Origin of the sequence: Streptomyces natalensis ATCC 27448 (assembly GCF_000935125.1) — a bacterium.
GTDB classification, from domain to species: Bacteria; Actinomycetota; Actinomycetes; order Streptomycetales; family Streptomycetaceae; genus Streptomyces; species Streptomyces natalensis.
The window spans coordinates 79,462-105,550 of the sequence record NZ_JRKI01000018.1; the positions used below are offsets into that span (position 1 = coordinate 79,462).

At 71.2% G+C, this 26,089-nt stretch carries 23 protein-coding genes; 19 read left to right on the top strand and 4 right to left on the bottom strand.

From position 1 onward, the window contains the following. Window positions 1-64: 64 nt before the first annotated feature. On the bottom strand, window positions 65-2,263 hold the full coding sequence (locus SNA_RS12790; RefSeq protein WP_044365011.1) for an elongation factor G-like protein EF-G2: 2,199 nt from the start codon (window positions 2,261-2,263) through the stop codon (window positions 65-67). A gap of 263 nt (window positions 2,264-2,526) precedes the next feature. On the opposite strand from SNA_RS12790, the gene pgsA reads away from it, so the two are divergent. The 15 genes from pgsA (at window position 2,527) to SNA_RS12865 (ending at window position 18,255) form a co-directional block, all read left to right on the top strand. After that, window positions 2,527-3,186: a phosphatidylinositol phosphate synthase gene (pgsA, locus tag SNA_RS12795; protein ID WP_030067138.1), complete on the top strand. Its 660-nt coding sequence runs from the start codon at window positions 2,527-2,529 to the stop codon at window positions 3,184-3,186. Next, window positions 3,183-4,145, top strand: a complete 963-nt coding sequence (locus tag SNA_RS12800; RefSeq protein WP_044365012.1) for a phosphatidylinositol mannoside acyltransferase — start codon at window positions 3,183-3,185, stop codon at window positions 4,143-4,145. The genes pgsA and SNA_RS12800 overlap by 4 nt, the downstream gene beginning before the upstream one ends. Continuing rightward, window positions 4,142-5,347, top strand: a complete 1,206-nt coding sequence (locus tag SNA_RS12805) for a glycosyltransferase family 4 protein (RefSeq protein ID WP_030067140.1) — start codon at window positions 4,142-4,144, stop codon at window positions 5,345-5,347. Before SNA_RS12800 ends, SNA_RS12805 begins: the two co-directional genes overlap by 4 nt. Before the next feature lie 163 nt (window positions 5,348-5,510). Further along, window positions 5,511-6,056, top strand: a complete 546-nt coding sequence (locus SNA_RS12810) for a LemA family protein (RefSeq protein WP_044365014.1) — start codon at window positions 5,511-5,513, stop codon at window positions 6,054-6,056. A gap of 184 nt (window positions 6,057-6,240) precedes the next feature. After that, window positions 6,241-7,152: a pyridoxal 5'-phosphate synthase lyase subunit PdxS gene (pdxS, locus tag SNA_RS12815; protein ID WP_030067142.1), complete on the top strand. Its 912-nt coding sequence runs from the start codon at window positions 6,241-6,243 to the stop codon at window positions 7,150-7,152. A gap of 65 nt (window positions 7,153-7,217) precedes the next feature. Next, window positions 7,218-7,811: a pyridoxal 5'-phosphate synthase glutaminase subunit PdxT gene (pdxT, locus tag SNA_RS12820; RefSeq protein ID WP_420823478.1), complete on the top strand. Its 594-nt coding sequence runs from the start codon at window positions 7,218-7,220 to the stop codon at window positions 7,809-7,811. A gap of 73 nt (window positions 7,812-7,884) precedes the next feature. Beyond that, window positions 7,885-8,637, top strand: coding sequence for a YebC/PmpR family DNA-binding transcriptional regulator (locus SNA_RS12825; RefSeq protein WP_030067144.1), 753 nt, complete (start codon window positions 7,885-7,887; stop codon window positions 8,635-8,637). A 269-nt stretch (window positions 8,638-8,906) separates the two neighbouring features. Next, window positions 8,907-9,455, top strand: a complete 549-nt coding sequence (ruvC, locus tag SNA_RS12830) for a crossover junction endodeoxyribonuclease RuvC (RefSeq protein WP_030067145.1) — start codon at window positions 8,907-8,909, stop codon at window positions 9,453-9,455. Continuing rightward, window positions 9,452-10,072: a Holliday junction branch migration protein RuvA gene (gene ruvA / locus SNA_RS12835; RefSeq protein ID WP_030067146.1), complete on the top strand. Its 621-nt coding sequence runs from the start codon at window positions 9,452-9,454 to the stop codon at window positions 10,070-10,072. The genes ruvC and ruvA overlap by 4 nt, the downstream gene beginning before the upstream one ends. Window positions 10,073-10,154: 82 nt before the next feature. After that, on the top strand, window positions 10,155-11,240 hold the full coding sequence (ruvB, locus tag SNA_RS12840) for a Holliday junction branch migration DNA helicase RuvB (RefSeq protein ID WP_030067147.1): 1,086 nt from the start codon (window positions 10,155-10,157) through the stop codon (window positions 11,238-11,240). Between the two features lie 161 nt (window positions 11,241-11,401). After that, window positions 11,402-11,929: a preprotein translocase subunit YajC gene (gene yajC / locus SNA_RS12845; RefSeq protein ID WP_037790919.1), complete on the top strand. Its 528-nt coding sequence runs from the start codon at window positions 11,402-11,404 to the stop codon at window positions 11,927-11,929. A 150-nt stretch (window positions 11,930-12,079) separates the two neighbouring features. After that, window positions 12,080-13,843 (top strand): protein translocase subunit SecD, encoded by a 1,764-nt coding sequence (secD, locus tag SNA_RS12850; RefSeq protein WP_044365016.1) that lies wholly within the window; start codon window positions 12,080-12,082, stop codon window positions 13,841-13,843. A 1-nt stretch (window position 13,844) separates the two neighbouring features. Next, window positions 13,845-14,957: a protein translocase subunit SecF gene (gene secF, locus SNA_RS12855; protein ID WP_030067149.1), complete on the top strand. Its 1,113-nt coding sequence runs from the start codon at window positions 13,845-13,847 to the stop codon at window positions 14,955-14,957. Next, complete coding sequence (locus tag SNA_RS12860) at window positions 14,954-15,502, top strand: adenine phosphoribosyltransferase (RefSeq protein ID WP_030067150.1); 549 nt, start codon at window positions 14,954-14,956, stop codon at window positions 15,500-15,502. Before secF ends, SNA_RS12860 begins: the two co-directional genes overlap by 4 nt. 173 nt (window positions 15,503-15,675) lie before the next feature. Further along, window positions 15,676-18,255: a RelA/SpoT family protein gene (locus SNA_RS12865; protein ID WP_044365018.1), complete on the top strand. Its 2,580-nt coding sequence runs from the start codon at window positions 15,676-15,678 to the stop codon at window positions 18,253-18,255. Window positions 18,256-18,313: 58 nt separating this feature from the next. On the opposite strand, the gene SNA_RS12870 is transcribed toward SNA_RS12865, so the two are convergent. Together SNA_RS12870 and SNA_RS12875 are read right to left on the bottom strand one after the other, a co-directional pair. Then, window positions 18,314-19,543, bottom strand: a complete 1,230-nt coding sequence (locus SNA_RS12870; RefSeq protein WP_044365020.1) for a DUF349 domain-containing protein — start codon at window positions 19,541-19,543, stop codon at window positions 18,314-18,316. Window positions 19,544-19,803: 260 nt separating this feature from the next. Beyond that, window positions 19,804-20,634, bottom strand: a complete 831-nt coding sequence (locus SNA_RS12875) for a peptidylprolyl isomerase (protein WP_030067153.1) — start codon at window positions 20,632-20,634, stop codon at window positions 19,804-19,806. Window positions 20,635-20,840: 206 nt separating this feature from the next. Here SNA_RS12875 and SNA_RS12880 point away from each other — a divergent pair, with 206 nt between their 5' ends. From SNA_RS12880 to SNA_RS12895, 4 genes are all read left to right on the top strand, one after another. After that, entirely contained in the window at window positions 20,841-21,554 is a 714-nt protein-coding gene (locus tag SNA_RS12880; protein ID WP_044365022.1) for an MBL fold metallo-hydrolase, read from the top strand. 11 nt (window positions 21,555-21,565) lie between these two features. Beyond that, window positions 21,566-22,828 carry a histidine--tRNA ligase gene (gene hisS / locus SNA_RS12885; RefSeq protein ID WP_044365024.1) on the top strand — a complete coding sequence of 421 codons (1,263 nt, stop codon included), beginning with the start codon at window positions 21,566-21,568 and terminating at the stop codon, window positions 22,826-22,828. A gap of 193 nt (window positions 22,829-23,021) precedes the next feature. Then, window positions 23,022-23,666: a vitamin K epoxide reductase family protein gene (locus tag SNA_RS12890; RefSeq protein WP_030067157.1), complete on the top strand. Its 645-nt coding sequence runs from the start codon at window positions 23,022-23,024 to the stop codon at window positions 23,664-23,666. 108 nt (window positions 23,667-23,774) lie between these two features. Then, window positions 23,775-25,145, top strand: a complete 1,371-nt coding sequence (locus tag SNA_RS12895; RefSeq protein WP_030067158.1) for a replication-associated recombination protein A — start codon at window positions 23,775-23,777, stop codon at window positions 25,143-25,145. Window positions 25,146-25,236: 91 nt separating this feature from the next. Here SNA_RS12895 and SNA_RS12900 read toward each other — a convergent pair whose 3' ends face one another. Further along, window positions 25,237-26,025, bottom strand: coding sequence for a DUF2470 domain-containing protein (locus SNA_RS12900; RefSeq protein ID WP_030067159.1), 789 nt, complete (start codon window positions 26,023-26,025; stop codon window positions 25,237-25,239). Window positions 26,026-26,089: the final 64 nt, after the last annotated feature.

The following is a 26,089-nucleotide window of genomic DNA, read 5'->3' on the forward strand; positions in this document are numbered from 1 at the left end:
ACCGCCGCCGTCCAGCCCGCAGGGCCCGAGCCGGACAGCGGCGGACGCCGCCCCTCACACGTCGCTAGGCGCCGTTGGCGGCCTCGTCCCGTACCTTCTCCGCGAGCTGCGGCGGCATCGGCTCGTGCCGTGCGTAGCTGCGGGTGAAGCGGCCGGTGCCGTGCGACAGGGAGCGCAGATCGACGGCGTAGCGGCCGAGTTCGATCTCGGGGACCTCGGCGCGCACGAGGGTACGGCCCGCCCCGGACTGCTCGGTGCCCACCACGCGGCCGCGCCGCCCGGACAGATCGCTCATCGCCGGGCCGACGAAATCGTCCGGAATCAGCACGCTCACCTCGGCGACCGGCTCCAGCAGATCGATCCGGGCCGCGGCCGCGGCCTCCCGCAGCGCCAGCGCACCGGACTTCTGGAACGCGGCGTCGGAGGAGTCCACCGAATGCGCCTTGCCGTCGAGCAGCGTGACCCGGACGTCGACCAGCGGATACCCGGCGGCGACCCCGCGGGCGGCCTGCGCCCGCACGCCCTTTTCCACGGACGGGATGAACTGCCGGGGCACCGCGCCGCCCACCACCTTGTCGACGAACTCGATGCCCGAACCGCCCGGCAGCGGCTCGACGCTGATCTCGCAGATCGCGAACTGGCCGTGCCCGCCGGACTGTTTGACATGGCGTCCGCGGCCGGAGGCCGCCTCACCGAAGGTCTCCCGCAACGCCACCTTGTGCGGCACCGTGTCGACCTGCACGCCGTAGCGGGAGCGCAGCCGCTCCAGTGCCACATCGACATGCGCCTCGCCCAGACACCACAGCACCATCTGACGGGTGTCGGGATGGTGTTCCAGCCGCAGCGTCGGATCCTCCGCCACCAGGCGGGACAGCCCCTGCGAGAGCTTGTCGTCGTCGGCCTTGCTGTGCGCCTCGATGGCGACGGGCAGCAGCGGGTCCGGCATCGTCCAGGGCTCCATCAGGAGCGGCGCGTCCTTGTCGGAGAGGGTGTCGCCGGTCTCGGCGCGGGTCAGCTTGGCCACGCACGCCAGATCGCCGGCGATCGCCTGCGACAGCGGACGCTGCTGCTTGCCGAAGGGCGCCGACAGCGCGCCGATCCGCTCGTCGACGTCATGGTCCTCGTGCCCGCGGTCCTCCAGGCCGTGCCCGGAGACATGCACCGTCTCGTCGGGGCGCAGGGTGCCGGAGAAGACCCGTACGAGAGAGACCCGGCCGACGTACGGATCGGAGGCGGTCTTGACCACCTCGGCCACCAGCGGGCCGTCCGGATCGCAGGCCAGCTCCGGGCAGGCGGAGCCGTCGATGCCGGTCACGGCCGGCGCGGCACGCTCAGCGGGAGTGGGGAAGCCGCCGGTGATCAGCTCCAGCAGCTCCACGGTGCCCAGGCCCTGCCGGGCGCCGTCGGTGGCCGGCGCCGCGGCCAGTACGGGATGGAAGGTGCCCCGGGCGACCGCCGTCTCCAGATCCCCGATGAGCGTTTTGACGTCGATCTCCTCGCCGCCCAGATAGCGGTCCATGAGGGTCTCGTCCTCGCTCTCGGCGATGATCCCCTCGATCAGGCGGTTACGCGCCTGCTCGATCAGCGGCAGCTCCTCCTCGGTCGGCGCGCGCTCGACCCGTTCCCCCGACGAGTGGTCGAAGACCCGCTGGGACAGCAGCCCGATCAGGCCCGTCACCGGGGCGTGCCCGTCGGCCCCCGGCGTGCCGTACAGCGGCAGATACAGCGGCAGCACCGCATCGGGGTCCTCGCCGCCGAAGGTCTCCTGGCACGACCGGATCATCTCGCCGAAGTCGGACCGGGCCGCCTCCAAGTGGGTGATGACCAGCGCCCGCGGCATACCGACCGCCGCGCATTCGTCCCAGACCATCCGGGTCGCCCCGGCCACGCCGTCCGCCGCCGAAACGACGAAAAGGGCCGCGTCCGCCGCACGCAGACCGGCCCGCAGTTCCCCGACGAAATCCGCATACCCGGGGGTGTCCAGCACATTGATCTTGATGCCGCCCCAGTCGACGGGGACCAGGGAGAGCTGTACGGAACGCTGCTGGCGGTGCTCGATCTCGTCGTAATCGGAAAGACAGCCGCCGTCCTCGACGCGGCCCGCCCGGTTGACCGCGCCGGATGCCAGCGCCAGGGCCTCGACCAGGGTGGTCTTCCCCGCGCCGCTGTGGCCGACCAGCACCACGTTTCTCAGGGCGGTGGGCCGGTCGGCCGTGGGTGCCCTTCCGGCGGCTCCCGGGTGTGTACTCGTCTTCTCGCTCATGTGTCTCGCCTCCAGGTCGACACTTTGCGGTGATTCGAGCTTTCCACCGCGGTCACCATGCGTCCATACAGGGCGCGGCCCCCGATCGGGCGGCCTGGCGCGATCCCGCCCCCGCGGACGCCCCGCGGCGCGCGCCCCGGCCCGTGCGCCGTGCGTGGCACCCGACGCCGCGGTGCGTTCGCGGTGGCCCGTGGCCGCCTGGCTACGATGGGCCCGCCGGTGGCCCCTTGACCGCGCGGCCCGTATCGACCTCCGGGAAGGCCATGCTGAACAAGTACGCGCGTGCTTTCTTCACGCGTGTTCTCACACCGTTCGCCGCCCTGCTCATCCGCCTCGGGGTCAGCCCGGACGCGGTCACCCTCGTCGGGACCGGTGGTGTGGTGGCCGGGGCCCTGATCTTCTACCCGCAGGGCGAGTTCTTCTGGGGCACGGTCGTCATCACCCTGTTCGTCTTCTCCGACCTGGTCGACGGCAACATGGCGCGCCAGCTGGGCCGCTCCAGCCGCTGGGGCGCCTTCCTCGACTCCACCCTCGACCGGGTCGCCGACTCGGCGATCTTCGGCGGGCTGGCCCTGTGGTACGCCGGGGGCGGCAACGACCTGGTGCTCTGCGCCATCGCCATCTTCTGCCTGGCCAGCGGGCAGGTGGTCTCGTACACCAAGGCCCGCGGCGAGGCCATCGGCCTGCCGGTGAACGTCAACGGCCTGGTCGAACGCGCCGAGCGCCTGGTGATCTCGCTGGTCGCCTGCGGCCTCTCCGGTCTGCACGCCTTCGGCGTGCCCGGCGTCGAGGTCCTGCTGCCGATCGCGCTGTGGATCGTCGCCGTCGGCAGTGCCGTCACCCTCGGTCAGCGCGTGGTGACGGTACGCCGCGAATCGGCCGAGGCGGACGCCGCCGTCACCCAAGGGGGAAACACCGCATGACGTCACGCAAGGGCCTCCTGCCGGGGATCAACGCCGACTGGCTCAGCGACACGCTGTACGCCCTGGGCTGGAGCACCGTCAAGAAGCTGCCCGAATCAGCCGCCGTCCTCCTGGGCCGGCAGATCGCCGACCTCACCTGGAAGCGCCGCGGCAAGGGCATCCAGCGCCTGGAGGCGAACCTCGCCCGGGTGGTTCCGGACGCCTCTCCCGAGCGCCTGGCCGAGCTCTCCCGCGCCGGTATGCGGTCGTACATGCGCTACTGGATGGAGTCCTTCCGACTGCCGGCGTGGAGCAAGGAGCGGATAAGGAACGGCTTCGACCCCGAGGACGTGCACCACCTCACCGACGGCCTGGCGAGCGACCGCGGCGTCATCCTCGCGCTGCCCCATATGGGCAACTACGACCTCGCCGGTGTCTGGGTCACCACCAAGCTCAACACCCCCTTCACCACCGTCGCCCAGCGCCTCGAACCGGCGAGCGTGTACGACCGCTTCGTCGCCTACCGCGAGGGCCTGGGCATGGAGGTCCTGCCGCACACCGGCGGCGCCGCCTTCGGCACCCTCGCCCGGCGCCTGCGGGCCGGCGGCCTGGTCTGCCTGGTCGCCGACCGCGATCTGTCCAGCTCCGGAATCCCGGTCACGTTCTTCGGCGAGGAGACCAAAATGCCCGCCGGGCCCGCGATGCTCGCCCTCCAGACCGGGGCGATGCTGCTGCCCGTCACCCTCTGGTACGACGACGGCCCCGTCATGCGCGGCCGCGTCCACCCGGAGATCGAGGTGCCCCAGGCCGGCACCCGCACCGAGAAGGCGGCCCGGATGACCCAGTCGCTCGCCGACGTCTTCGCCTCCGGCATCGCCGACCACCCCGAGGACTGGCACATGCTCCAGCGCCTGTGGCTCGCCGACCTCGAACCACGCGCCCCCGAAGTGCGCGCCACCGGAACGGAGACCGCGGCGTGAAGATCGGCATCGTCTGCCCCTACGCCTGGGACGTCCCCGGCGGCGTCCAGTTCCACATCCGTGACCTGGCCGAACACCTCATCGCCCTGGGCCACGAGGTCTCCGTCCTGGCGCCCTCCGACGACGAGACCCCGCTGCCCCCCTACGTCGTCTCCGCCGGCCGCGCCGTCCCCGTCCCCTACAACGGCTCCGTCGCCCGCCTCAACTTCGGCTTCCTGTCCGCCGCCCGGGTCCGCCGCTGGCTCCAGAACGGCGCCTTCGACGTCATCCACATCCACGAACCGGCCTCCCCTTCGCTCGGCCTGCTCTCCTGCTGGGCGGCCCAGGGCCCCATCGTGGCCACCTTCCACACCTCCAACCCCCGCTCCCGGGCCATGATCGCCGCGTACCCGATCCTCCAGCCCGCCCTGGAGAAGATCAGCGCCCGCATCGCGGTCAGCGAATACGCCCGCCGCACCCTCGTCGAACACCTGGGCGGCGACGCGGTGGTCATCCCCAACGGCGTCGACGTCGACTTCTTCGCCCGCGCCGAGCCCAAGCCTGAATGGCAATCGGAAGGGGCGCGAAGCTCCGGCAAGGGCGGTGGTGGGCGACGGGCGGGCACCATCGGCTTCATCGGGCGGATCGACGAGCCCCGCAAGGGCCTGCCCGTCCTGATGAAGGCGCTGCCCGCGATCCTCGCCGAGGTGCCGGACGCCCGCCTCCTGGTGGCGGGCCGCGGCGACGAGGACGAGGCGGTCGCCCAGCTGCCGCCCGACCTGCGTTCCCACGTCGAATTCCTCGGCATGGTCTCCGACGAGGACAAGGCCCGCCTGCTGCGCAGCGTCGACCTGTACATCGCGCCCAACACCGGCGGCGAATCCTTCGGCATCATCCTCGTCGAGGCCCTGTCCGCCGGGGCCCCCGTCCTGGCCAGCGACCTCGACGCCTTCGCCCAGGTCCTCGACCAGGGCGAGGCCGGCGAACTCTTCACCAACGAGGACGCCGACGCCCTCGCCGCCACCGCCGTACGCCTCCTGCGCGACCCGCAGCGGCTGGCCGAACTCCGCGACCGCGGCGCCAAGCACGTACGCCGCTTCGACTGGTCGACGGTCGGCGCCGACATCCTCGCGGTCTACGAGACGGTCGCCGCGGGCGCGGCCTCGGTGGCGACGGACGAACGGGTGGGGCTGCGCGCACGGTGGGGACTGGCCAGGGACTGAGACGGGGCCCGGCCGCCCGGCACCATGGGCGGCCGCGGCACCGTACGCGGCCCCCGGCACAGCGGCGTTCGGCCGGGTAACGCTCCTAGGGCCCTTCTGACGGATCTCCGCGGCGTCGCGGAGATCCATCAGAAGGGCCCTGGCCCAGGTAACGTCGCTCGCCGTGACCACCCTGATCTGGATCGCCGTCGCGATCGTCCTCATCGGCGTCTATCTGAGCTGGACCGCCGGCCGCCTCGACCGTCTGCACGTGCGCATCGACGCCGCGAAGGCCGCCCTCGACGCCCAGCTGCTGCGCCGCGCCTCGGTCGCCCAGGAGGTGGGGACCTCCGGCGTCCTCGACCCCGCCGCCTCCATCGTTCTCTACCAGGCCGCCCACGAAGCCCGGCAGGCCGAGGACGACCACCGCGAGGTCGCCGAGAGCGAGCTCAGCCAGGCACTGCGCGCGATCCTCGCGGACGAGGCCCAGCTGACGGCCGTACGGGAGGCACCCGGCGGCGAGCAGACGGTCGCCGAACTCACCGCGGCCGTACGCCGGGTCCCGATGGCCCGCCGCTTCCACAACGACGCCGTACGCGCCGCCCGCGCCGTCCGCCGCCACCGGCTCGTGCGCTACCTCCGCCTCGCCGGCCACGCCCCGTTCCCGCTGGCCTTCGAAATGGACGACGAACCCCCGGCGATCCTGGACGACCGGTCCGCCGGCGCCTGACAATGGGAACCCGAGGACGCCACCGCCCTGCGAAACGCCGGCCCTCAGCAGCTCCCCACGGCTCCCGGCCACCCCACTCCAAGCCGTAACGAGCCACCCACCTTGAATTGGCCCTTTCCTTAGCCGCCACGCAAACGGTTGTGTGGTCCGCACGCACAACCACCCGTAATGAGTGAGGTCAACCGTGTCCAGCACGCCCACCACGCCCCAGAACCCCGAGACCGGAACGGCACGCGTCAAGCGCGGTATGGCCGAGCAGCTCAAGGGCGGCGTGATCATGGACGTCGTCACGCCGGAAGAAGCCAAGATCGCCGAGGACGCCGGCGCGGTCGCCGTCATGGCCCTGGAGCGGGTCCCCGCCGACATCCGCAAGGACGGCGGCGTGGCCCGTATGTCGGACCCCGACATGATCGACGGCATCATCGACGCCGTCTCCATCCCCGTCATGGCCAAATCCCGCATCGGCCACTTCGTCGAGGCCCAGGTCCTCCAGTCCCTCGGCGTCGACTACATCGACGAGTCCGAGGTCCTCACCCCGGCCGACGAGGTCAACCACTCCGACAAGTGGGCCTTCACCACCCCCTTCGTCTGTGGTGCGACCAACCTCGGCGAGGCCCTGCGCCGGATCGCCGAGGGCGCCGCCATGATCCGCTCCAAGGGCGAGGCCGGCACCGGCAACGTCGTCGAGGCGGTCCGCCACCTGCGCCAGATCAAGGGCGAGATCGCCAAGCTGCGCGGCTGCGACAACAACGAGCTCTACGCCGCCGCCAAGGAGCTGCGCGCCCCCTTCGAGCTGGTCAAGGAGGTCGCCGAGCTCGGCAAGCTGCCGGTCGTGCTGTTCTCCGCCGGCGGTGTGGCCACCCCGGCCGACGCCGCGCTGATGCGCCAGCTCGGCGCCGAGGGCGTCTTCGTCGGCTCCGGCATCTTCAAGTCCGGCGACCCCGCCAAGCGCGCCGCCGCCATCGTCAAGGCCACCACCTTCTACGACGACCCCAAGGTCATCGCGGATGTCTCCCGCAACCTGGGCGAGGCCATGGTCGGCATCAACTGCGACACCCTCCCCGAGGCCGAGCGCTACGCCAACCGCGGCTGGTAAAGCGCGCGCACGGAACGCCGGAACGCAAACGCAGGAACAAGGACGTAAGAACGCAGATGACTGAGCTGAGCACCCCCACCATCGGTGTGCTGGCGCTCCAGGGCGATGTCCGTGAGCACCTCAAGGCGCTCACGGACGCCGGCGCCCAGGCGCGGCCGGTACGCCGTCCCGAGGAGCTGGCCGAGGTCGACGGCCTGGTCATACCGGGCGGCGAGTCCACCACCATGTCCAAGCTGGCGGTCGTCTTCGGCATGCTCGAACCGCTGCGCGCGTTCGTGCGGGACGCCAAGCCGGTCTACGGCACCTGCGCCGGCATGATCATGGTCGCGGACAAGCTGCTGGACGCCCGCGAGGACCAGGAGACGCTCGGCGGCATCGACATGATCGTGCGCCGTAACGCCTTCGGGCGGCAGAACGAGTCCTTCGAGGCGGCCATCGAGGTGGCCGGCATCCCCGGCGGACCGGTCGAGGGCGTCTTCATCCGCGCGCCCTGGGTCGAGTCGGTCGGCGCCGCGGTCGAGGTCCTGGCGACGTACGGCGGCCACGCGGTGGCCGTGCGGCAGGGTAACGTCCTGGCCACGTCGTTCCACCCGGAGCTCACCGGCGACCACCGGGTCCATGCGCTGTTCGTCGAGATGGTGCGCGCATCGGCTGAGTAACACCGGGTGATCCAGCCCCGGTAGGATCGATGGCGTTCGTTTCGGAATTGGGTTACGCGAAGGAGACAGGCGGATGTCCGGCCACTCTAAATGGGCTACGACGAAGCACAAGAAGGCCGTGATCGATGCCAAGCGCGGCAAGCTCTTCGCGAAGCTGATCAAGAACATCGAGGTCGCGGCCCGCACGGGCGGCGCCGATCCGGACGGTAACCCGACCCTCTTCGACGCCATCCAGAAGGCCAAGAAGTCGTCGGTGCCGAACAAGAACATCGACTCCGCGGTCAAGCGCGGCGCGGGCCTGGAGGCCGGCGGCGCCGACTACGAGACCATCATGTACGAGGGTTACGGCCCCAACGGCGTCGCTGTGCTCATCGAGTGCCTCACCGACAACCGCAACCGCGCCGCCTCGGACGTCCGCGTCGCGATGACCCGTAACGGCGGCTCGATGGCCGACCCGGGCTCGGTGTCCTACCTGTTCAACCGCAAGGGCGTGGTGATCGTCCCCAAGGGCGAGCTGAGCGAGGACGACGTCCTGGGCGCGGTCCTGGACGCCGGCGCCGAGGAGGTCAACGACCTCGGTGAGTCCTTCGAGGTGCTCAGCGAGGCCACCGACCTGGTCGCGGTCCGCAGCGCCCTCCAGGACGCCGGGATCGACTACGACTCCGCCGACGCCAACTTCGTCCCGACCATGCAGGTCGAGCTGGAGGAAGAGGGCGCGCGCAAGATCTTCAAGCTGATCGACGCACTGGAGGACAGCGACGACGTGCAGAACGTCTTCGCCAACTTCGATGTGTCGGACGACGTCATGGCGAAGGTCGACGCCTGACGCCGCGCCACACGGCCGTACCGCACGGGCCGACGGGGAACACACCCCGTCGGCCCGTGGCGTTGTGGGGGTCGGCTGCTGTCGGCGCCACTCGCCACCGGCCTCATCTGCTGTCGGGGCCGCCCGTTGTCAGACCCACCCGCTACTGTGCTGAGCAGGGGATCTCCGGTCCCCCCGTGGGGAAGACGGCGGACGAAACGGTACGGCAGAGGGCCGGCGGCAACACGGCAAGAGGGCCGGCGGCAACACGGCAAGAGGGGAGGGGCACCGTGAAGGTGCTCGGGGTGGACCCGGGGCTGACGCGTTGTGGTGTCGGCGTGGTCGAAGGGGTGGCCGGGCGGCCGCTGAAGATGGCCGGGGTCGGGGTCGTCCGGACCCCGGCGGACGCCGACATCGCCCACCGCCTCGTCCTCATCGAGCAGGGCATAGAGGCCTGGCTCGACGAACACCGCCCCGAATTCGTCGCCGTGGAGCGGGTGTTCAGCCAGCACAACGTCCGTACGGTCATGGGCACCGCCCAGGCCAGCGCCGTCGCCATGCTGTGCGCCGCGCGCCGCGGACTGCCCGTCGCGCTGCACACCCCCAGCGAGGTCAAGGCCGCCGTGACCGGATCCGGGCGGGCCGACAAGGCGCAGGTCGGCGCGATGGTGACCCGGCTGCTGCGGCTGGACGCGCCGCCGAAACCGGCCGATGCCGCCGATGCGCTCGCCCTCGCCATCTGCCACATCTGGCGCGCCCCCGCGATAAACCGCCTCCAGCAGGCGCATGCCGCGGCCCGTCGCGCCGCTCCCGTCCGTACGCCGAAGGGCACCCGATGATCGCTTTTGTCTCCGGCCCGGTCGCGGCCCTGGCTCCCGATACCGCCGTCGTCGAGGTCGGCGGGATCGGCATGGCCGTCCAGTGCACCCCGGACACCCTGTCCGGGCTGCGCGTGGGCGAGCACGCCAGGCTCGCCACCTCCCTCGTCGTCCGCGAGGACTCGCTGACCCTGTACGGCTTCGCCGACGACGACGAGCGGGGGACCTTCGAGCTGCTCCAGACCGCCAGCGGCGTCGGGCCGCGGCTCGCCCAGGCGATGCTGGCCGTGCACTCCCCGGACACCCTGCGCCTCGCGGTCGCCAATGGCGACGAGAAGACGCTGACCGCCGTGCCCGGCATCGGCAAGAAGGGTGCGCAGAAGCTGCTGCTGGAACTCAAGGACCGGCTCGGCGCGCCGGTGGGCACCCGCCGCGCGGGCGGCGCCGCCCCGGGCGCGGACGGCTGGCGCGATCAGCTGCATGCCGCGCTGATCGGGCTCGGCTACGCCGCCCGCGAGGCGGACGAGGCGCTGGACGCGGTCGCCCCGCAGGCCGAGGCGGCGCTCGCCGACGGCGCCCGGCCGCAGGTTCCCCAGCTGCTCAAGGCGGCGCTTCAGACCCTCAACCGCTCGCGATGACCCCCGCCGCACGGGCCGCGCGCCCCCGACCGTACGACCACCCCGGCGGCCCGGCCGCCCCGACCCCGCGAGGCAATCCGCAGTGAACTGGGACGAGACCGCACCGTCCACCGACGACGCCGCCACCGGGCCCGACCGTCTGGTGGCGGCCGACGCCGACGGTGAGGAGACCGCCGTCGAGGCCGCGCTACGGCCCAAGGACCTGGAGGAATTCGTCGGCCAGGAGCGGGTGCGCGAACAGCTCGACCTGGTGCTGCGGGCCGCCCGCGCCCGCGGCGCCACCGCCGACCACGTCCTGCTCTCCGGTGCGCCGGGCCTGGGCAAGACCACCCTCTCGATGATCATCGCGGCCGAGATGGGCGCCCCGATCAGGATCACCTCCGGCCCCGCCATCCAGCACGCCGGCGATCTGGCCGCGATCCTCTCCTCTCTTCAGGAGGGCGAGGTGCTCTTCCTGGACGAGATCCACCGGATGTCGCGTCCGGCGGAAGAGATGCTGTACATGGCGATGGAGGACTTCCGGGTCGATGTGATCGTCGGGAAGGGGCCGGGCGCCACCGCCATTCCGCTGGAACTCCCGCCGTTCACCCTGGTCGGCGCCACGACCCGGGCCGGTCTGCTGCCGCCGCCGCTGCGCGACCGCTTCGGCTTCACCGGCCATATGGAGTTCTACGCCCCGGTCGAGCTGGAGCGCGTCATCCACCGCTCGGCGGGCCTGCTGGAGGTCGACATAGCGCCGGAGGGCGCCGCCGAGATCGCCGGCCGCTCGCGCGGCACGCCCCGTATCGCCAACCGTCTGCTGCGCCGCGTCCGCGACTACGCCCAGGTCAAGGCCGACGGCGTGATCACCCGCGAGACCGCCGAGCAGGCCCTGGACGTCTACGAGGTCGACGGCCGCGGCCTGGACCGCCTCGACCGCGCCGTGCTCACCGCCCTGCTCAAGCTGTTCGGCGGCGGCCCGGTGGGCCTGTCGACGCTGGCGGTCGCGGTGGGGGAGGAGCGCGAGACGGTCGAGGAGGTCGCCGAGCCGTTCCTCGTACGGGAAGGACTGCTGGCCAGAACGCCCCGCGGCCGGATTGCCACGCCGGCGGCCTGGTCCCACATGGGGCTGGTCCCGCCGCAGCAGCAGGCGGGGGCGGGCGGGCAGCAGGGACTGTTCGGGCCGTGACGGCGCGGAGACTCGCCCGGTCAGGAACTGCGGTGCGATGCTGAGCGTTGTTCCTGTGGTGGGGACTCGCTTAGACTCCGCCGATGCCGTCCGTACGGACCGCATAACCACCCCCGTATATCAGACCGCGGACCAGCGGTCGTGCGAAGGATGTCCGTCCCGTGCCCAATAGTCTCGTGACTCTCCTCCCCTTCATCGTCCTCATCGGGGCCATGTTCCTGATGACCCGGTCGGCCAAGAAGAAGCAGCAAGCGGCGCAGCAGATGCGCAACGAGATGCAGCCTGGCACCGGCGTCCGGACGATCGGGGGCATGTACGCCACCGTCAAGGAAATCCACGAGGAGTCGGTCCTCCTGGAGGTGGCACCGGGCGTGCACGCCATTTACGCCAAGAACGCCATCGGCGCCGTGCTCGCCGATGACGAGTACAACCGCATCCTGGACGGCGCCGACCCGATCAAGACCGACGAGCCGGTCGTTCCGGACGACGCCTCGTCGCTGACCGGCGGCATCGCGGATGAGGACACCGAGAAGGCCGAGAAGGCCGACAAGATCGACCTGGGCAAGGACGCCCCCAAGGCCGAGGCCGACAAGCCCGCCGAGGGTGCCGAGACCGGCAAGGACGCCGCCAAGGCCGATGCGGAATCCGCCGAGGAGGACAAGAAGACCGGCGGCGACGACGCGAAGTAGTCCGCCCCGAGGGAGCCGCGCTGCGCCGCGCGTACGGCGCACCGCGGTTCCCTGACGGTCTAGGCTCCGGCGGGGGGCACGTCCCCACAAGACTTCGTGGCCGCTCGGCAACACCCGAAGCCGAGGGGTTGGACAGGGAGATACGAAAAGGTGGCAGCACCGAAGAAGGGCCGCAGGACGCCCGCGGGCCATGGGCATCCGGGCCGCACCCTGGCCCTGATCCTGATCGTGATGATCGGGCTGGTCGGCGGGATGTTCTGGTACGGACATCTCACGCCGCGGCTGGGCATCGATCTGGCGGGCGGCACCAGCTTCACGCTGGCGGCGCAGAACCAGCCCGGTAAGCCCAATGCGATCAACGAGACCAATATGAACACCGCGGCCGGGATCATGGAGCGGCGGGTCAACGGTCTGGGTGTGTCCGAGACCGAGGTCCAGACGCAGGGCAACGACCACATCATCGTGAACATCCCCAAGGGGACGGACGCGAAGCAGGCCCGCCAGCAGGTCGGCACCACCGCCCAGCTCGGTTTCCGGCCGGTGCTGACCATCGCCCCGGGCACGAAGACCCCCACGCCGAACCCCTCCAAGGGCCAGCAGGGCAAGAACGACCAGGGCAAGGGCGACAAGGCCACCGGCAAGCAGGGCTCGCAGCAGAAGGCCACCTCCCCGTCGAAGCCCAGCGCCTCGCCCACCACGCAGGGCCGGGCCGTCACCGACGCGCTGAAGAAGGCGCCGTCCGCCAAGCCCACTCCCTCCGGCTCGGCCAAGCCCTCGCCGAAGCCGTCGCCGACCCTGCCGGGTGCCGGCTCCGGGATCGCGAAGCAGCTGGCGGCGCTGGACTGCTCCACCAAGCAGGGCCGCGCGCTGGCGGGCCAGCAGGCCGCCAACGCCAAGCCGTCCGACCAGATCGTCGCCTGCAACCAGGAGGGCACGCAGAAGTACGTGCTCGGCCCGGTGGCCGTCGAGGGCATGGACGTCAAGGACGCCAAGGCGGCCTTCGACAGCCAGGGCGGCCAGGGCTGGATCGTCCAGATGGACTTCACCTCCGACGGCGGCAAGAAGTTCGCGGACATCACCGGCAAGCTCGCCGCCAAGCCGCGGCCGCAGAACCAGTTCGCGATCGTCCTGGACGGCGCGGTCGTCTCCGACCCGCGCGTCGACCAGCAGCTCAACGGCGGCAGCGCCACCATCTCCGGCGGCGGCTTCACCCAGCAGTCCTCCGAGGACCTGGCCAACATGCTGTCGTACGGCGCCCTGCCGCTGTCCTTCCACATCGACGACGAGACCACGGTGACCGCGGCGCTCGGCGGTGAGCAGCTGCACGCCGGTCTGCTGGCCGGTGCGATCGGCCTCGGCCTGGTCGTCCTCTACCTGGTCGCCTACTACCGGGGCCTGTCGCTGGTCGCGCTGGCCAGCCTCACGGTCTCCGCGATCCTCACGTACACGATCATGACGCTGCTGGGACCGGCCATCGGGTTCGCGCTGAACCTGCCGGCGGTCTGCGGCGCCATCGTCGCCATCGGTATCACCGCCGACTCCTTCATCGTCTACTTCGAACGCATCCGGGACGAGATCCGCGAGGGCCGTACCCTGCGCCCGGCCGTCGAACGCGGCTGGCCCCGGGCCCGCCGGACGATCCTGGTCTCCGACTTCGTGTCGTTCCTGGCCGCCGCGGTGCTGTTCATCGTCACCGTCGGCAAGGTGAAGGGATTCGCGTTCACCCTCGGCCTGACCACCCTGCTCGACGTCGTCGTGGTCTTCCTCTTCACCAAGCCGCTGATGACGCTGCTGGCGCGGCGGAAGTTCTTCGCCGACGGTCACCCCTGGTCCGGACTCGACCCCAAGCGCCTGGGCGCCAAGCCGCCGCTGCGCCGCCGTCGCACCGCCCCCACCCAGACGAAGGAGGCGTGAGATGTCCAAGCTCGGAAGCATCGGCGCCCGGCTCTACCGCGGTGAGGTCGGCTATGACTTCATCGGCAAGCGGAAGATCTGGTACGGCATCTCGATCCTCATCACCATCACGGCCCTGGTGGGCCTGGCGGTGCGGGGGCTGAACTTCGGTATCGAGTTCTCCGGCGGTGCGGTCTTCAGCACTCCGGCGACCTCCGTGTCGTCCGCACAGGGCCAGCACACCGCCGAGTCGGCGGCCCCCGGCCACCAGGCCATGGTGCAAAAGCTCGGCAACGGCACGCTGCGCATCCAGATCAGCGGCCTGGACACCAAGCAGTCGCTGCCCGTCCAGGAAGAGATCGCCAAGGACCTCAAGGTCCCGGTCAAGGACGTCAACACCCAGCTGGTCGGCCCGAGTTGGGGCGAGCAGATCGCCGACAAGGCGTGGCTGGGCCTGGGGATCTTCATGGTCCTGGTGGTGCTCTATCTGGCCGTGGCCTTCGAGTGGCGGATGGCGCTGGCCGCGCTGATCGCGCTGATCCACGACCTGACGATCACCGTCGGCGTCTACGCCCTGGTCGGCTTCGAGGTCACCCCGGGCACGGTCATCGGTCTGCTGACCATCCTCGGTTACTCCCTCTACGACACGGTCGTCGTCTTCGACAGCCTGAAGGAAGCCTCCAAGGACATCACCAAGCAGACCCGCTTCACCTACAGCGAGATCGCCAACCGCTCCATCAACGGCACCCTGGTGCGTTCCATCAACACCACGGTCGTGGCGCTGCTGCCGGTCGCCGGTCTGCTGTTCGTCGGCGGCGGGGTGCTGGGCGCGGGGATGCTCAACGACATCTCGCTGGCCCTGTTCGTCGGCCTGGCGGCCGGTGCCTACTCCTCCATCTTCATCGCCACTCCGCTGGTCGCCGACCTCAAGGAGCGCGAGCCGCAGATGAAGGCGCTGGCCAAGCGGGTCAAGGCCAAGCGCGCCTCGGCCGAGGCCAAGGAGGCGAGCCGGGCGGAGACGTCGGGTGACCCGCAGGACGACGACCCCGAGGACGGCGCCTCCGTCGTCGGACCCCGCCACCAGCCCATCGCGCGGGGCCGCGGCCGCGGCCGTCCGTCGGGCAAGCGCCGATGACCGCGCCCGCAGCGCTGCGCGAGCTGCTGCTCCGCCGGATCACGGACGTCCCGGACTATCCGCAGCCGGGCGTGATGTTCAAGGACATCACCCCGCTGCTGGCCGACCCGGCCGCCTTCGGCGCGCTGACCGACGCCTTCGCCGATCTGTGCGCCCGGCACCGCGCGGACAAGGTCGTCGGCCTGGAGGCGCGCGGCTTCATCCTCGCCGCGCCCGTCGCCGTACGGGCCGGGGTCGGCTTCGTCCCCGTACGCAAGGCCGGCAAGCTGCCCGGGGAGACGCTCGGGCAGAGCTACGAGCTGGAGTACGGCACCGCCGAGATCGAGATCCACGCCGATGCGCTGGCACCGGGGGACCGGGTGCTGGTGATCGACGACGTGCTCGCCACCGGCGGTACCGCCGATGCCTCGCTCCAGCTCATCCGCCGTGCGGGCGCCGAGGTCGCGGGCGTGGCGGTGCTGCTGGAGCTCGGCTTCCTCGCCGGGCGGCAGCGGCTGGAGCCGGGCCTGAAGGGCGCTCCGCTGGAGGCCCTGATCACGGTCTGATCCTTGAGCGCGGACCCTCGTGGGCGGCAGGGGCACCCGGGAACATTCCGGGTGCCCCTGCCGCTGTGTCATGTACGGAACCAGGCCGCGCAAGAGCACCCGGCCGCGGGTCGATACCATGGCACCCCGGCCTGTTCGTGGTCTCGGGGTCCGGAACCGCTTGAGGAGTGCTCTTGCCAGACGAGGCCCAGCCGCTCTCCCCCGGACTGCGTCCGAAGGGATCCACCGCCGCGCGCCAGGACGAGCCGAAGACCGAGGACGCGGCGTCCCCCGCCACGTCCGGGGCCGGCAAGAGCGGTGCCACGCCCCGTCCGGCGGATCCGCAGAAGCAGGGCGCCACCGCGACCGGAGCCCGTCCCGGCACCGCCGCGCCCAAGCCGCCCGCCAAGGCCGGGCCGCCCGGAGCGCACGCCGCCTCCTCGGCGCCCAAGCCGGCCCCGTCCGCCTCCGCGGGCCGCTCCGGGACACCCAACCGCGTCCGCGCCCGCCTCGCCCGACTGGGCGTACAGCGCTCCAGCCCGTACAACCCGGTCCTCGAACCGCTGCTGCGCGCCGTCCGCGCCAACGACCCCAAGATCGAGACCGCCACGCTGCGCCAGGTCGAGCGGGCCTACCAGGTCGCCGAGCGCTGGCACCGCGGCCAGAAGCGCAAGAGCGGCGACCCGTACATCACCCACCCGCTCGCGGTCACCACCATCCTCGCCGAGCTGGGCATGGACCCGGCCACGCTGATGGCGGGCCTGCTGCACGACACCGTCGAGGACACCGAATACGGCCTGGAGCAGCTGCGCCGTGACTTCGGCGACCAGGTCGCGCTGCTGGTCGACGGCGTCACCAAGCTCGACCGGGTCAAGTTCGGCGAGGCCGCGCAGGCCGAGACCGTCCGCAAGATGGTCGTCGCGATGGCCAAGGACCCGCGCGTCCTGGTCATCAAGCTCGCCGACCGGCTGCACAACATGCGCACCATGCGCTACCTCAAGCGGGAGAAGCAGGAGAAGAAGGCCCGCGAGACGCTGGAGATCTACGCCCCGCTCGCCCACCGCCTGGGCATGAACACCATCAAGTGGGAGCTGGAGGACCTCGCCTTCGCGATCCTCTACCCCAAGATGTACGACGAGATCGTGCGTCTGGTCGCCGAGCGGGCGCCCAAGCGGGACGAGTATCTGGCGATAGTGACCGACGAGGTCCAGGCCGATCTGCGCGCCGCCCGTATCAAGGCCACCGTCACCGGCCGCCCCAAGCACTACTACAGCGTCTACCAGAAGATGATCGTCCGCGGCCGCGACTTCGCGGAGATCTACGACCTGGTGGGCATCCGCGTCCTGGTCGACACGGTCCGCGACTGCTACGCCGCCCTCGGCACGATCCACGCGCGATGGAACCCGGTCCCCGGCCGGTTCAAGGACTACATCGCGATGCCGAAGTTCAACATGTACCAGTCGCTGCACACCACGGTGATCGGCCCCAGCGGCAAGCCCGTCGAGCTCCAGATCCGCACCTTCGACATGCACCGCCGCGCCGAGTACGGCATCGCCGCGCACTGGAAGTACAAGCAGGAGGCGGTCGCCGGCGCCTCCAAGATCCGTACGGACGTGCCGAAGAACGCCGGCAAGGGCCAGGACACCGTCAACGACATGGCCTGGCTGCGGCAGCTGCTCGACTGGCAGAAGGAGACCGAGGACCCGGGCGAGTTCCTCGAATCGCTGCGCTTCGACCTCTCGCGCAACGAAGTCTTCGTCTTCACGCCGAAGGGCGATGTGATAGCGCTGCCGGCCGGCGCCACGCCCGTCGACTTCGCCTACGCGGTGCACACCGAGGTCGGCCACCGCACGATAGGAGCGCGGGTCAACGGACGCCTCGTCCCGCTCGAATCGACCCTGGACAACGGCGACTTGGTGGAGGTCTTCACCTCCAAGGCGCCGGGCGCCGGACCGTCCCGCGACTGGCTCGGCTTCGTCAAATCGCCGCGCGCCCGCAACAAGATCCGCGGCTGGTTCTCCAAGGAGCGACGCGACGAGGCGATCGAGCAGGGCAAGGACGCCATCGCCCGCGCCATGCGCAAGCAGAACCTGCCCATCCAGCGGATCCTGACGGGCGACTCCCTGGTCACCCTCGCCCACGAGATGCGCTACCCCGACATCTCCTCCCTCTACGCCGCCATCGGCGAGGGCCATGTCGCCGCGCAGGGCGTCGTCCAGAAGCTGGTGCAGGCGCTCGGCGGGCAGGACGAGGCCACCGAGGACATCGCCGAGTCCACCCCGATCCGGCCGCGGTCCAAGCGCCGTTCCAGCGCCGATCCGGGTGTGGTCGTCAAGGGCGTCGACGATGTGTGGGTCAAGCTGGCCCGCTGTTGTACGCCGGTGCCGGGCGACCCCATCATCGGCTTCGTCACCCGCGGCAACGGCGTCTCGGTGCACCGCGCCGACTGCGTCAACGTCGACTCGCTGTCCCGGCAGCCGGAGCGGATCCTGGACGTCGAGTGGGCGCCCACCCAGTCGTCGGTCTTCCTGGTCGCCATCCAGGTCGAGGCGCTGGACCGCTCCCGCCTTCTGTCGGACGTCACCCGGATCCTGTCCGACCAGCACGTCAACATCCTCTCCGCGGCCGTCCAGACCTCCCGCGACCGCGTCGCCACCTCCCGCTTCACCTTCGAGATGGGCGACCCCAAGCATCTGGGGCATGTGCTCAAGGCCGTACGGGGTGTGGAGGGCGTGTACGACGTGTACCGGGTGACGTCGGCCCGGCGCCCGTAGCAACGGATACGGCGGCCCCGGTACGGATCTCCGTACCGGGGCCGCCGTATGTCAGCTTTCAGCCGCCGAACTCCTCCAGGCCCTTCAGCGCCTGGTCCAGCAGCGCCCTGCGGCCCTCCAGCTCACGGCCGAGCTTGTCGGCCTTGGCGGTGTTGCCCGCCGCGCGCGCCGTCTCGATCTGCTTCTCCAGCTTGTCGACGGCGTCCTGGAGCTGGCCGGTCAGCCCCGCCGCGCGGGCCCGCGCCTCGGGGTTGGTCCGCCGCCACTCGGCCTCCTCGGCCTCCTGGATGGCGCGCTCGACGGCATGCATCCGACCCTCGATCTTGGGCCGGGCATCGCGCGGGACGTGGCCGATGGCCTCCCACCGCTCGTTGACCGAGCGGAACGCGGCCCGCGCGGACTTGAGGTCCGTGACCGGGAGCAGCTTCTCGGCCTCGATGGCCAGCTCCTCCTTGCGGGTCAGGTTCTCCCGCTGCTCGGCGTCACGCTCGGCGAAGGTCTCGCTGCGCGCCTGGAAGAAGATGTCCTGCGCACCGCGGAAGCGGTTCCACAGGTCGTCCTCGTGCTCGCGCTGCGCCCGGCCGGCGGCCTTCCAGTCGGCCATCAGCTCGCGGTAGCGGGCGGCGGTGGCGCCCCAGTCCGTCGACTGCGACAGCGACTCGGCCTCCTTGACCAGCTTCTCCTTGGTCTTACGGGCCTCCTCGCGCTGTGCGTCCAGCGAGGCGAAATGCGCCTTGCGCCGCTTGGAGAACGCCGAGCGGGCGTGCGAGAAGCGGTGCCACAGCTCGTCGTCCGCCTTGCGGTCCAGCCGCGGCAGGCTCTTCCACGTGTCGACCAGCGCCCGCAGCCGCTCACCCGCCGCCCGCCACTGCTCGCTGGCCGCCAGCTCCTCGGCCTCGGCGACCAGCTTCTCCTTGGCCAGCCGGGCCTCGTCGCTCTGCTTGGCCTTCTGCGCCTTGCGCTCCTCGCGCCGCGATTCGACGGTCTCGACGAGCTTGTCCAGCCGCTTCCTCAGTGCCTCCAGATCGCCGACCGCATGGTGCTCGTCGACCTGGTGCCGCAGATGGTCGATGGCGGTCTGGGCGTCCTTCGCCGACAGGTCGGTGGTCTTGACCCGGCGCTCGAGGAGGCCGATCTCGACGACCAGGCCCTCATACTTGCGCTCGAAGTAGGCGAGGGCCTCCTCGGGAGTACCCGCCTGCCACGATCCGACGACCTGCTCGCCGTCGGCGGTACGCACGTACACGGTCCCCGTCTCATCGACGCGGCCCCATGGGTCGCTGCTCACAGCGCCTCCTCCACATGATGCCGACGGGGGCGTGCGGCCCCCCGGCATCGTCCACAGTTTCTGTCCGGCAGAGCAGCGCCCTGGCCGGTCCGACGTGCTCTCTTGCGGGTGAGGGTGGCACCGTCGGGCGGGCACCCTGCCCCACCGCCAATCTAGGCGACCCGCGTCCGGCTGTCCGCATCCAGCACGACCGAAATTCCGCGGTTCGGCCGCGGGCGGACGTGCCGGGCGGCGGAAAGCCGCATGCCGGTCACCGGGGGTCAGCTCATGCCGACGGTCGCCCTGTCGATCACGACGGTGGCGTTCGGCGCCGTACTGCCGATCTGCGGGTCCGGCCGCGATCCGGCCGCGGCGATCTTCTTCAGGACGTCCATACCGCCGGTGACGGTCCCGAACGGCGTGTAGTTCGCGGGCAGCGGGCTGTCCTTGTAGACGAGGAAGAACTGACTGCCGCCGCTGTTGCGGGTGTTGTCGTGCTTGCCGTCGTAGCTGTTGGCCATCGCGACCGTGCCCGCCGGATAGACGCCGCCCTTGATCTTCGGGTCCTTGAGGTTCTCGTCCGGGAGGGTGTAGCCGGGGCCGCCGGTGCCGGTGCCGGTCGGATCGCCGCACTGAAGGACGTAGATGCGCTGGTCGAGGAAGCGGTGGCACCGGCTGTGGTCGAAGAAGTGCTTGCCGGACAGGAACGCGAAGGAGTTCACCGTGTGCGGCGCCCGGGCCGCGTCCAGCTTCAGCTCGATCTGTCCGCAGGTGGTGTGCAGGGCCGCGGTGTAGGAGGCGCCGGTGTCGATCGACATGGCCGGTTCCTTCTTCCACTTCGCCGTGGACGGGGCGCCCTTGGCGGGCGTGCGGCACGGGTCCGGCGCGGCGGTCCGCGACGGGTCCGCCGCCCGGTCGTCGCCGGCCCGGTCGTTGCCCATGAGCGCGGCCGACGAGAACGCGGCGACACCCGCGGCCAGGGCCACCGCCAGGGCGGACGCGATGATCACGGTGCGGCGCCGGGCCTTCTGCCGGTCGGCGGTGCGCCGCTGCTGCCGGCGCGCGAACTTCTCCCGGGCGAGCTGCCGCCGCCGCTGATCCTTGCTGACCACCGGTCGTCTCCTTGTCCGATCATCGCTGGGCATCGAGTGGGTCGGGTTCCGGGCGTCGCGGTCCGGCCGTCGGGGGCCGTCGTCCGCCGTGGCCGTACCGTATACGGGTTCGCCCCCGCGGGAGTCGCGTCGGTAAGCTCTGGAGCTGCCGAGATGTTCCGGGAGTCCTCCCGCGGACCGACCGCCACCGACCCTTAAGGACGAACGTGCTGATTGCCGGGTTCCCCGCCGGGGCCTGGGGGACCAACTGCTATCTGGTCGCCCCCGCCGCAGGCGAGGAGTGCGTGATCATCGACCCGGGCCATCAGGCTGCCCAAGGAGTCGAGGAAGCGCTCGCAAAGCATCGGCTCAAGCCCGTCGCCGTCATCCTCACCCACGGCCATATCGACCATGTCGCCTCGGTCGTCCCGGTGTGCGGCGCGCACGACGTCCCCGCCTGGATCCACCCCGAGGACCGCTTCATGATGAGCGACCCGGAGAAGGCGCTGGGCCGCTCCATCGGTCAGCAGCTCATGGGCGAGCTGACCGTGGGGGAGCCGGACGACGTCAAGGAGCTGGCCGACGGCAGCGCGCTGGAACTGGCCGGAATGGAGTTCTCCGTCGCGCACGCTCCGGGCCATACCAAGGGGTCGGTGACGTTCCGGATGCCCGAGCAGGCGGACATTCCGCCGGTCTTCTTCTCGGGCGACCTGCTGTTCGCCGGCTCCATCGGACGCACCGATCTGCCGGGCGGCGACCACGCCGAGATCCTCCGGTCGCTGGGGCGCGTATGCCTCCCGCTGGACGACTCGACCGTGGTCCTCTCCGGCCACGGCCCCCAGACCACCATCGGCCATGAGCGCGCCACCAACCCCTTCCTGCGGCAGGTGGCCGCCGGCCTCGGAGACGGCATCGCCGCCGCTCCACGACGAGGAATGTGACGAGACCTTCCGTGAGCACCTTTCAGGCACCCAAGGGCACCTACGACCTGCTGCCGCCGGATTCCGCCACCTATCTGGCGGTCCGCGAGGCGATCTCCGGCCCGCTGAAGAACTCCGGCTACGGCTACATCGAGACACCCGGCTTCGAGAACGTCGAGCTGTTCGCCCGCGGCGTCGGTGAGTCCACCGACATCGTGACCAAGGAGATGTACGCCTTCGAGACCAAGGGCGGCGACAGGCTGGCGCTGCGCCCCGAGGGCACCGCGTCCGTGCTGCGCGCGGCGCTGGAGGCCAACCTCCACAAGGGCGGCAACCTCCCCGTCAAACTCTGGTACTCGGGCTCGTACTACCGCTACGAGCGGCCGCAGAAGGGCCGTTACCGCCACTTCTCGCAGGTCGGCGCCGAGGCGATCGGTACGGAGGACCCGGCGCTGGACGCCGAGTTGATCATCCTGGCCGACCAGGCGTACCGCTCGCTGGGGCTGCGCAACTTCCGCATCCTGCTCAACTCCCTGGGCGACAAGGAGTGCCGCCCGGTCTACCGCGCCGCACTCCAGGACTTCCTGCGCGGACTCGACCTGGACGACGACACCCGCCGCCGGGTCGACATCAACCCGCTGCGCGTCCTGGACGACAAGCGCGAGTACGTACAGAAGCAGCTGGCCGGGGCGCCGATGCTGCGCGACTACCTGTGCGAGGCGTGCAAGGCGTACCACGAGCAGGTGCGCGAGCTGCTGACCGCGGCCCAGGTGGCCTTCGAGGACGACGAGAAGCTGGTGCGCGGGCTGGACTACTACACCCGCACCACCTTCGAATTCGTCCACGACGGCCTGGGTTCGCAGTCCGCGGTCGGCGGCGGCGGCCGCTACGACGGCCTGTCCGAGATGATCGGCGGGCCCGCGCTGCCGTCCGTCGGCTGGGCGCTGGGCGTCGACCGTACGGTGCTGGCGCTGGAGGCCGAGGGCATCGCGCTGGACATCCCCGCCGCGACGTCCGTCTACGCGGTCCCGCTCGGCGACGAGGCCCGCCGGGTGCTGTTCGGCGCGGTCACCGCGCTGCGCCGGGCCGGTGTCGCCACCGACTTCGCCTACGGCGGCAAGGGGTTGAAGAACGCCATGAAGTCCGCCAACCGGTCCGGAGCCCGGCTGGCGCTGGTGGCCGGCGAGCGGGATCTGGCCGAGGGCGTGGTCCAGCTCAAGGACCTCACCAGCGGTGAGCAGACGCCGGTGGCGCTGGACGCCGTCGTGGACGAGGTCCGGCGGGCGCTGGCCTGAGCCGGGCCCGGCAGCGGCCGGGTGTCAACGGGCGGCGCGCGGATTCACACGGTCCGGGCGCCGTCCGTTCCTGCACAGCTGTTTATGCACAGCGAACGGTGGTCCGTGGGCGAGTTGAGGCAGAATGACGGGCGGGCCCGCGGCCTCGCGGGCGCGCCCGGCCCCTCTGCCCAGCGACCGACGGAACGGCGATATGACGATGACAGCGGCTGACGACGTGTCCACCGACGACCGGCCCGCCGGTGACGCGGGCACCATCGGATCGGGCCGCGGCTACGCCCTGCTCCTCGTGATCACCAGCGCGCTGGGCCTCCTGGCGGCGTGGGTCATCACCCTGGACAAGTTCGAGCTGCTCAAGAACCCGAACTTCCAGCCGGCGTGCAGCCTCAATCCGATCATTTCCTGCGGCAATGTCATGAAGAGCCCGCAGGCGGGCGTCTTCGGCTTCCCCAACCCGATGGCCGGTCTGGTCGGCTTCGCCGTGGTGATGGCCATCGGCATGGGCCTGCTGGCCGGCGCCCGCTTCCGCCGCTGGTACTGGATCGGGCTGAACATCGGCACCCTGCTCGGCACGGTGTTCTGCATGTGGCTGATGTCCCAGTCGCTGTACGTGATCAACTCGCTGTGCCTGTGGTGCACGCTGACCTGGTGCGTCACCATCCTGATGTTCTGGTACACCACCGTGCACAACCTCAAGCACCGCATCATCCCGGCCCCCGACGGACTGCGCCGGACCGTGGTGGAGTTCCACTGGGTCGTGCCGGTGCTCTGGTACGGCGTGATCGCGCTGCTGATCCTCACCAAGTGGTGGTCGACGTACTGGAGCACGCTGCTCTAGCGCCTCGCCGCGCCCCGTGACTCTCGCGCCCCGGCCCGTCCCCACGGACGGCCGGGGCGTTGTCAGTGGGCCGGGGCGTTGTCAGTGGGGTGGCATAGGCTCGTCGACGTGGAGCCCGACCTGTTCACCGCCGCCGCCGAAGACCGTCAGGAGAAGGACCCCGCGGGGTCCCCGCTCGCCGTACGGATGCGTCCGCGCACCCTGGACGAGGTGGTGGGCCAGCAGCATCTGCTCAAACCGGGATCGCCGCTGCGGCGGCTGGTGGGGGAGGGCCAGGGCGGCCCGGCGGGGCCGTCGTCCGTCTTCCTCTGGGGTCCGCCCGGCATCGGCAAGACCACCCTCGCGTATGTCGTCAGCCAGGCGACCAACAAGCGCTTCGTGGAGCTGTCCGCGATCACGGCCGGCGTCAAGGAGGTGCGCGCGGTCATCGACGGCGCCCGCCGCGCCTCCGGCGGCTTCGGCAAGGAGACCGTCCTGTTCCTGGACGAGATCCACCGCTTCAGCAAGGCCCAGCAGGACTCGCTGCTGCCGGCCGTCGAGAACCGCTGGGTCACCCTGATCGCCGCGACCACCGAGAACCCCTACTTCTCGGTGATCTCCCCCCTCCTCTCCCGCTCCCTCCTGCTGACCCTCGAACCGCTCACGGACGAGGATCTGCGCGGGCTGCTGCACCGCGCGCTGACCGACGCGCGGGGCCTGGCCGGTGCGGTCACCCTGCCCGAGGACACCGAGGCGCATCTGCTGCGGATCGCGGGCGGCGACGCCCGGCGGGCGCTGACGGCCCTGGAGGCCGGGGCCGGGTCCGCGATAGCCAAGGGCGAGCAGGTCATCACCCTCCAGACGCTGGAGGAGTCCGTCGACCGGGCGGCGGTGAAGTACGACCGGGCCGGCGATCAGCACTACGACGTCGCCAGCGCGCTGATCAAATCCATTCGCGGGTCCGATGTGGACGCGGCCCTGCACTATCTGGCCCGCATGATCGAGGCCGGTGAGGACCCCCGGTTCATCGCCCGCCGGCTGATGATCTCCGCGAGCGAGGACATCGGCCTGGCCGATCCGACGGCCCTGGCGACCGCGGTCGCCGCCGCCCAGGCCGTGGCCATGATCGGCTTCCCCGAGGCGCGGATCACGCTCAGCCAGGCCACCATCGCGCTGGCCCTGGCCCCCAAGTCGAACGCCGCGTATCTGGCGATCGACGCCGCCCTGGCGGACGTCCGCGCGGGCCACGCCGGCGCGGTACCGCCCCATCTGCGCGACAGCCACTACCAGGGCGCACAGAAGCTCGGCCACGGCCAGGGCTATCAGTACCCCCACGACCTGCCCGGCGGTATCGCCGCCCAGCAGTACGCCCCCGACGAGGTCCACGGCAAGCGGTACTACAGCCCCACCCGCCACGGCGCCGAGGCCCGTTACGCCGACGTCGCCGAGCGCGTCCGGGCCCGCCTGAAGGGCACCCCGGGGGAGCCCGGCGCCGAGTAGCGCCGCCGGGGCCCGACCACCGCGCGGCGGCCTACTGCCCGCCCGCCTACTGCCCGCCCGCCTACTGCCCGCCCGCCTACTGCCCGCCCGCCTACTGCGCCGCCGCCTCGAACAGGGTGTGCATGGCCCGGCGCAGCTCGGCCACGGAGCGCACCGGCTCGGGGAAGTCGAATCGGGCGTCGAAGGCGGTCTGGCCCGCCTCGGTGCTGCCGTCTCCCGAGGAGCGGCCCCCGGACCCCATGAACCGGACGCGCAGCCCGAAGCGGTCCAGCGCCACGGGGACGGCGCGGTCGGCCAGGCCGCAGACCGGGGAACGGCCGTCGAGCAGTGCGCACAGGCCCTGGACCTGTTCGCTGTGGGCGGCGTGCAGATGCTGGAGCAGTTCGGCCTCGTGGGCGACCAGGGGGTCGGGGGCAGCGGCGGCGAACTCGTCGGGCTCGAAGGGCTCGGCGCCCCACAGGTCGTCCACCGCCCCCTCGCCGACCTCCAGGCGCAGCAGCATCCAGGCGGGCCGCCCGTGGAGCCCCGGCGCCGGGTCGGGCTGGAGGGCCTCGCCGATGCCGAGCAGCTCGCCCACGGGGTGCCGCTCGGCGAGCAGCCGGGCGGCCTCGGCGCGCTGCGCACCCCGTACGGGGGTCAGCCAGCCGGCCACCCAGGCGCGGCCGCGGATGCGATGGGGCACGGAAACCGGTGCCACATCGGTGATCTCCATCACGGCCGCGAGATCGTCGTCCTGGGCGTGGGCGGCCGCCCGGGCCGCCGCCGAGTCGCCAGGCACCAGCAACAGCACGTCTCCGTCGGCCGTCACGGTCCGGCAGACGGGGTCGGACAGCCCCGTCTCGTCGGGTTCCTCGACTCCTGGGATGTTCAGGGACGCCATACCATGGGACTCGACGAGGGTGCGTACGCGTTCGGCGGCAGTGGGCCGCTGGGCGTCTTCCACG